This window comes from Tardiphaga sp., from assembly GCF_044336785.1.
In the GTDB taxonomy this organism is placed as follows: domain Bacteria; phylum Pseudomonadota; class Alphaproteobacteria; order Rhizobiales; family Xanthobacteraceae; genus Tardiphaga.
Window position 1 is genome coordinate 1 of sequence record NZ_JBIIOT010000157.1, and the last position, 7,006, is coordinate 7,006.

At 62.4% G+C, this 7,006-nt stretch carries 5 protein-coding genes and 3 pseudogenes; 3 read left to right on the forward strand and 5 right to left on the reverse strand.

The genetic code is table 11. From position 1 onward, the window contains the following. Positions 1-33: 33 nt before the first annotated feature. Complete coding sequence (locus ACIQ2A_RS24860; RefSeq protein ID WP_398484549.1) at positions 34-852, reverse strand: L,D-transpeptidase; 819 nt, start codon at positions 850-852, stop codon at positions 34-36. 296 nt (positions 853-1,148) lie between these two features. Between ACIQ2A_RS24860 and ACIQ2A_RS24865 the strand changes: the two genes are divergently transcribed. Continuing rightward, complete coding sequence (locus ACIQ2A_RS24865; protein ID WP_398484557.1) at positions 1,149-1,931, forward strand: protein phosphatase CheZ; 783 nt, start codon at positions 1,149-1,151, stop codon at positions 1,929-1,931. A 278-nt stretch (positions 1,932-2,209) separates the two neighbouring features. On the opposite strand, the gene ACIQ2A_RS24870 is transcribed toward ACIQ2A_RS24865, so the two are convergent. Next, a complete protein-coding gene (locus ACIQ2A_RS24870) occupies positions 2,210-2,746 on the reverse strand; it encodes a hypothetical protein (protein ID WP_398484551.1) in 537 nt (178 codons plus the stop codon). A gap of 322 nt (positions 2,747-3,068) precedes the next feature. Between ACIQ2A_RS24870 and groES the strand changes: the two genes are divergently transcribed. Next, positions 3,069-3,365: a co-chaperone GroES gene (gene groES, locus ACIQ2A_RS24875; RefSeq protein WP_398484553.1), complete on the forward strand. Its 297-nt coding sequence runs from the start codon at positions 3,069-3,071 to the stop codon at positions 3,363-3,365. Between the two features lie 172 nt (positions 3,366-3,537). Continuing rightward, a pseudogene (gene groL / locus ACIQ2A_RS24880) lies at positions 3,538-5,180 on the forward strand (chaperonin GroEL); the annotation flags it as partial. A gap of 129 nt (positions 5,181-5,309) precedes the next feature. Here the strand turns inward: groL and ACIQ2A_RS24885 are convergent. From ACIQ2A_RS24885 to ACIQ2A_RS24895, 3 genes and pseudogenes are all read right to left on the reverse strand, one after another. Next, positions 5,310-5,834: pseudogene (locus tag ACIQ2A_RS24885) on the reverse strand (hypothetical protein); the annotation flags it as partial. 573 nt (positions 5,835-6,407) lie between these two features. Next, positions 6,408-6,491: pseudogene (locus tag ACIQ2A_RS24890) on the reverse strand (hypothetical protein); the annotation flags it as partial. A gap of 78 nt (positions 6,492-6,569) precedes the next feature. Further along, positions 6,570-7,006 (reverse strand): ATP-binding cassette domain-containing protein (locus tag ACIQ2A_RS24895; protein WP_398484555.1); only part of this gene is annotated, 437 nt, incomplete at its 5' end.

Genomic DNA, 7,006 nt, shown 5'->3' on the forward strand with positions numbered 1-7,006 from the left:
GAACGGGGAGAGGTTAAGGGAAGCGCCGCGCCTTTAGATCACAACCACCTTGGCGCCGACATTCACGCGGCCATACAGGTCGATCACATCCTCATTCCGCATCCGGAAGCAGCCCGACGACACGTTGGTGCCGATCGTCCACGGCTCGTTCGAGCCATGGATGCGATACAGCGTCGAGCCCAGATACATCGCACGCGCCCCGAGCGGATTGGACTCGCCGCCTTCCATGAAGCGCGGCAGGTCCGGACGGCGCGCCAGCATTTCCTTGGGCGGCGTCCATGACGGCCATTCCTTCTTGGCCGTGATCGTCTTCACGCCCTGCCAGGTGAAGCCGGGACGGCCGACGCCGATGCCGTAGCGCATCGCCTTGCCGCCATCCTGCACCAGATAGAGAAACTTGTTCGACGTATCGACGACGATGGTGCCGGCGCCTTCCTTGCCGTCATAGGCCACGGTCTGCGGCAGAAATTTCGGATCCATCGCCGGACGCGCGGGATCGATCGGCTCGTCGCGCTGATAGGCAGCGCGCTGCTCGGGCTCCATCGGCGGCAGCATGCGGCGGCGCGGATCATAGGATCGTTCATCCGACTGCCGATAGCTCGGGCCATAGTTCGAGCCATAGTTCGAGCCTTGCGCGCCATCGCTGAACAGGAATTCGATGAAGCCGCCGCCCATATTGCCGCCGCGCTGCGCCGAAGCGACGCGTTGCGGAGCAGGACGCTGTGCGGGCGCGCCATAGATGACTTCGGGCTGGGCATAGGGCGTGACGGCATCGATCGCCGCCGCGGGAGTTGCATTCACAACGACAAAGGATGCGCTCGCGAGGAACGCGCAGGTCAACTGTCTGAACATCGACGTACTCTTACTGTTTCGTCGTGCGCCCTCACCGGAGCGGCGCCTGTCACGCGGCGAGTTAAGGTTAAAATCGCCTCGCTTTGGTAAACGGAATCGCCGTTTGGATTCACCACGTCGCCAATGGCAGCGGTTCTCGTCCATAGCGTTACTTTTGCATGAATGCCGGGCGGCCATGGTTAATCAGTGGTTCGCGCGCGGTGATCCGAACTACACAACCAGATGTTCCGCGTGAACTCCGCGTTAAAACTCGTTGATATAAGACAGTTGGAATATTTGTTGAGTTGGGGGACATGATGTCTGTTCGTCGCAAGCGATTTCGTATTGAAGAAGTATTCGGCACGCCTTCACCCGTTGCTGAGAATGACGGTGGTGAGCCGATGCCGATGCATCGCGAGATCATGACCGAACTGCGCGCCATCCGCGCACAGATGGCAGCCCCCGCCGCTGCATCGGGACATAATGCCGTGACGGAAGAAGTCGGCGCTGCCGCACAGAAGCAGATCGAAGAAGCACAGGCTTTGCTCGCGACCTATCGCGCGCAGATCGAGCAGTGCGAGAAGCTGAAGATCGAGCTCGACCTGATCCACGACGCCATCACCCGCACCAAGCAGGAAATTGCTGTCCTGCACGGCAAGAGCTTCGATGGCGACGAGATGGCCAAGGTCAATGGCGAACTCGGCGCGGTCGTCGGCGGCACCGAGGAAGCCACCCAGCAGATCCTGGCGGCGGCCGAAGCCATCGACAATGCCGCGGCGGCGGCCGGCAAGGTCAATTCGCCCGAGCAGCAGAAGCAGCTGCTGGAAGAGATCAGCGACAATGTCGTGTCGATCTTCGAGGCCTGTAATTTCCAGGACCTCACCGGCCAGCGCATCAGCAAGGTGATGACCACCATGAAGTTCATCGAAAATCGCATCACCGCGATGATGGACATCTGGGGCGGCGTCGACGAGATCAAGGCGCATGCGCCGCCGAAGGTCGATGACCGCAGCGACGACGACAAGCTGCTCAACGGCCCGAAGCTCGACGGCGATGTCGGCCACGCCTCGCAGGACGATATCGACGCGCTGTTCAATTAAGGGAATGCGTAGGATGGGTTGAGCGTCTTCGCGACAACCCATCATTCCGTCGATGCGGCGGGCTCCGCTGATGGGTTATCGCTGCGGCGCTCCGCGCCTGCGCTCAACCCATCCTACATTCTTCGCAACAAAAACGCCGGGCCCAGTGCCCGGCGTTTTGCGTTGACGCCATGAATGGGCGCGGCATTCGTAGGATGGGTTGAGCGCAGCGATACCCATCACGACGGGCGCATGTGGTGATGGGTATCGCTGCGCTCAACCCATCCTACATCCTGCGCTTACGCCCTCGGCGCGCAGCGGACATAGACCATGTTGCCGTAACGAACGGCGGCATCCTTGTCGATGAACTTGGTCACCAGAATCCGGCCATCGAAGGAGACGATCTCGCGGTCCTGCGGACCGGCGGCGGGACCGGGCGGGCCGATATAGTTCTTGCCGCTGGGCGAGCCCTTCAGGCGCAGTTCCTGCGGGGTGGCTTCGTCGGCGAGATGCATCATGACCCCGCCGGAGGCGCCGGCGCCGATGATATAGGGATTCTTGCACTGGCCGCGGGCGGCGTTTTCGGTGCGGACGCGGTCGTTCGGGTTCATGTAGGAGGCGAGGCCCCAGCGGCCGACGATCTCCTCGGAGCGGATCGAGGCCGGCAGTTCCGGTGCCGGCGGGGGTTCTGCCGGCGGCGGCGGTTCCGAACTGCCGAACATGCCGCCAAACCCGCCACCCATGCCTCCGCCGGTGGAACAGGCACCCAGCATCAGGGCCATGGCGGCAATGGCCGCCAGCTTGGCGACCGGGCGGGTGGTGCGTGACTTGATCATATCATCCCCTGAACAACATCCCCGACTGCCCGTCCCAAGCAGCGAAGCGTAAAATACCTGTCAAAACAGCGATCTCACCGGACCGCACTGTCATTACGGCGTAATGCCGACATGGTTTCCAGACCATTGCATATTGGCCTCACCAAGGCCTTAACCCTCTTTATTCGCCAGAGGCTTAAGGCCTGAGGCCGATGCGGGCCTTGCTTGACTCATCCGGCGTTCGGCCATATTTCCGAGCCGCCTGATTAGCACTCTCGGCGCGGGATTGCTAAGGCGCCCTCGCCAAGGCCGTGTACACTACAACCAACCAGAGGATTTCCCTATGGCCAAGACCAAATTCCGCCCGCTGCACGACCGCGTCGTCGTCAAGCGCATCACCGCTGAAGAAAAGTCCAAGGGTGGCATCATCATCCCGGACAGCGCCAAGGAAAAGCCCTCCGAGGGTCTCGTCACCGCCGTCGGCCCGGGCGGCCGCGACGAAGCCGGCAAGCTGATCCCGATCGACATCAAGGTCGGCGACAAGGTCCTGTTCGGCAAGTGGTCGGGCACCGAGATCAAGCTCGACGGCGAAGAACTCCTCATCATGAAGGAGTCGGACATCATGGGCGTGGTGGGCTGAGGCTCACTTTCCCCACTCTCTGATTGTCACCACCCGCGAAAGCGGGTGGTCCAGTAGACACTGTCGCCGGTGATTGAACCGCGACGGCGCCGTGTACTGGATCGCCCGGTCAAGCCGGGCGACGACAGTGAGAGCGCAACCTTCCAGTTTCCCATTTCAGGAGTCATCTCACATGGCAGCCAAAGACGTTAAATTCGCCGGCGACGCACGCGACCGCATGCTGCGCGGCGTCGACATCCTCGCCAACGCCGTCAAGGTCACGCTCGGTCCGAAGGGCCGCAATGTCGTGATCGAGAAGTCGTTCGGCGCCCCGCGCATCACCAAGGACGGCGTCACCGTCGCCAAGGAGATCGAGCTCGAGGACAAGTTCGAGAACATGGGCGCGCAGATGCTGCGCGAAGTCGCCTCCAAGACCAACGACAATGCCGGCGACGGCACCACCACCTCCACCGTGCTCGCCCAGGCGATCGTGCGTGAAGGCGCCAAGTCGGTGCCGGCATGAACCCGATGGACCTGAAGCGCGGCATCGATATCGCCGTCGCCGCCGTCATCAAGGACATCGAGAAGCGCGCCAAGCCGGTGGCTTCGTCCGCTGAAGTCGCCCAGGTCGGCACCATCTCGGCCAATGGCGATGCCGCCATCGGCAAGATGATCGCCCAGGCGATGCAGAAGGTCGGCAATGAAGGCGTCATCACCGTCGAAGAGAACAAGTCGCTCGAGACCGAAGTCGACATCGTCGAAGGCATGAAGTTCGATCGCGGCTACCTCTCGCCCTACTTCGTGACCAATGCCGAGAAGATGACCGCCGAGCTCGAGGATGCTTATATCCTCCTCGTCGAGAAGAAGGTCTCCAGCCTGCAGGCGATGCTCCCGGTGCTCGAAGCCGTGGTGCAGTCGACCAAGCCGCTGCTGATCATCTCGGAAGACGTGGAAGGCGAAGCGCTCGCCACCCTCGTGGTCAACCGCCTGCGCGGCGGCCTCAAGGTTGCGGCCGTCAAGGCGCCGGGCTTCGGCGATCGCCGCAAGGCCATGCTGGAAGACATCGCGATCCTCACCGCCGGCCAGTTGGTGTCGGAAGATCTCGGCATGAAGCTGGAGAGCGTGACGCTCGCGATGCTCGGCCGCGCCAAGAAGGTCGTGATCGACAAGGAAAACACCACCATCGTCGGCGGCGCTGGCAAGAAGCCGGCGATCGAAGCCCGCGTCGGCCAGATCAAGGCGCAGATCGAGGAAACCACCTCGGACTACGACCGCGAGAAGCTGCAGGAGCGTCTGGCCAAGCTTGCGGGTGGCGTTGCCATCATCAAGGTCGGCGGCGCGACCGAAGTCGAAGTGAAGGAAAAGAAGGACCGCGTGGATGACGCGCTGAACGCGACCCGTGCGGCCGTTCAGGAAGGCATCGTCCCCGGCGGCGGCACCGCTCTGCTGCGCGCCAAGAAGGCCGTTGGCAAGATCACGAATGCCAACGCAGACGTGCAGGCCGGCATCAACATCGTGCTGAAGGCGCTGGAAGCTCCGATCCGCCAGATCGCCGAGAATGCCGGTGTGGAAGGCTCGATCGTGGTCGGCAAGATCCTGGAAGAGAAGTCCGAGACCTTCGGCTTCGACGCCCAGAACGAAACCTATGTCGACATGGTCGCCAAGGGCATCATCGATCCGGCCAAGGTGGTGCGCACTGCACTGCAGGACGCAGCCTCGGTTGCCGGCCTCCTCGTCACCACCGAAGCCATGGTCGCCGAGCTGCCGAAGGAAGCAGCCCCGGCGATGCCGGCCGGCGGCGGTATGGGTGGCATGGGCGGTATGGGCGGTATGGGCGGTATGGGCGGTATTCGCAGCATGGGCGCTGCTGGTGGCGCTGCCACGGTGCTCTTGCAGCACTTTGGCGTACAGGCTGTTGGCTTGCAGGCGGGGCATGACCGCTGGGTTGAGTTGCACCTCGAAGCCGCTTTGTTGCAAGCCCCGCGCATTGCGCCGCGCGCGGACCAAGACATCGGGCACGATGATGTTGCGTTGCACATCGACAAATTGCCGCGCCGGTTTGGGCTCTAAGCGCGCAATATGGGCAAACGCCAAGCGCACCAGCGCCGCGTTGCCGACGCCGCGTTGTACGCATTGTTTAATGTCGCGCCGGGCCAAAAGCTCCAGCGGTTGCGCGCAAATGCGCAGCGCAGCCGCGATGATGGGCTGTGTGTGCGGCTCCGTGGCGGGGGTGGCTTGCTGCGCTTGCAGTTGCAACTGCAAACACTCGGCCAGGTTGCGCGCCCCAATGCCCGTGGGTTCGCAATGCAGCAACAGGCTGTGCGCTACGGTGAGGTGGTGCAGCAGTTCGAGCTGTTGCGCCTCGTTTTCGGGGCCCAGCGCTTGGGCCAGCGTTTCTAAAGAGTCTTCTAAATAGCCGTCTTCGTTGAGCGACCCAATCAGGTACTCCAGCGCAGCCCGGTCTTCGGCGCAGATGCGCAGGCCGCACACTTGGCGCAGTAAAAAGTCGCTCAAACGCTCTTGGGCGCGTGCCAGGTCAATGGCATCGTCGTCGCTGGGGCTGCTGTTGCCGTTGTTGCGCGCCGGGGCTTCGTTGCCGGATTCGCCCGCCCCATTGCCATTTTCACCATTTTCACCGTCTTCATAGACCTGGTCGGCGCTGCCATCGCCTTCCCAGTTGGGCGCTTGCAGCTCGTCTTGCGCGGGGGCCTCGGCGGGGCTTGCGGTGTCGTGGCTGGATGAGGGGCTGAGTGAGGGGCTGGCGCTGTATGGCGTGTCGAAGTCGCTTGCAGGCGCTGTTTCGAGGGCTGTTTCGAGCGCTGTTTCGAGCGTTGTTTCGAGCGTTGTTGCAGGGTTGATTGCGTGGTCTGGGGCCTGCGCGGGGCTTAGGTCTGCCGTGGCGGGGGAGTGGGCTTCGTGTTCCAAGTCCCCTCGCTGTTCGCTGATGGCGGTGTCGGCCTGAGCCAAGTCCGGCGTTTCGCCTTCGGCCTGGGCATCGGCGCTTTCTAGAAAGGGGTTGCTTGCGAGCATTTGCGCCACCTCTTGCTCCAGCTCTATGCTAGAGAGTTGGAGCAAGCGGATTGACTGTTGCAGTTGCGGGGTGAGTGTGAGGCTTTGCGCGACCCGCATGGAGAGCCCGATTTTCATGGCGTACCTCCGGCGGTTGCGGGCGCGGCCACGTAGATGCGTAGCACAAGCGGGGGGCTGCGCAGGCTGGCCATGGCGCTACATCTTGAAATGCTCGCCCAAGTAGACGCGGCGCACTTCGGCATTGTTAATAATTTCTGCGGGCGTGCCCATGGCCAAAACACGCCCCTCGCTGATGATGTAGGCGTGGTCGCAAATACCCAGCGTTTCGCGCACGTTGTGGTCGGTAATCAAAACCCCAATGCCACGGTTTTTCAAGAAATTAATGATGCGCTGAATTTCAATCACCGCAATCGGGTCAATGCCCGCAAAGGGCTCGTCCAGCAAAATAAAACGCGGGTCCGCAGCCAGTGCGCGGGCAATCTCTACCCTGCGGCGCTCCCCGCCGGACAAAGACAGGGCAGACGATTGGCGCAGATGCTCCACCCGCAAATCTTGCAGCAACGCGCTCAAGCGGGTTTCAATCTCCGCGCTTTTGAGCGGCGCGCCATTGGCGTCGAGTTGCAGCTCCAGCA

Excerpts from the sequence above, each read along its gene's own strand:
- ACIQ2A_RS24860 (WP_398484549.1), bottom strand. The coding sequence starts at position 852 with ATGTTCAGACAGTTGACCTGCGCGTTCCTCGCGAGCGCATCCTTTGTC.
- ACIQ2A_RS24865 (WP_398484557.1), top strand. The coding sequence starts at position 1,149 with ATGTCTGTTCGTCGCAAGCGATTTCGTATTGAAGAAGTATTCGGCACG.
- ACIQ2A_RS24870 (WP_398484551.1), bottom strand. The coding sequence starts at position 2,746 with ATGATCAAGTCACGCACCACCCGCCCGGTCGCCAAGCTGGCGGCCATT.
- groES (WP_398484553.1), top strand. The coding sequence starts at position 3,069 with ATGGCCAAGACCAAATTCCGCCCGCTGCACGACCGCGTCGTCGTCAAG.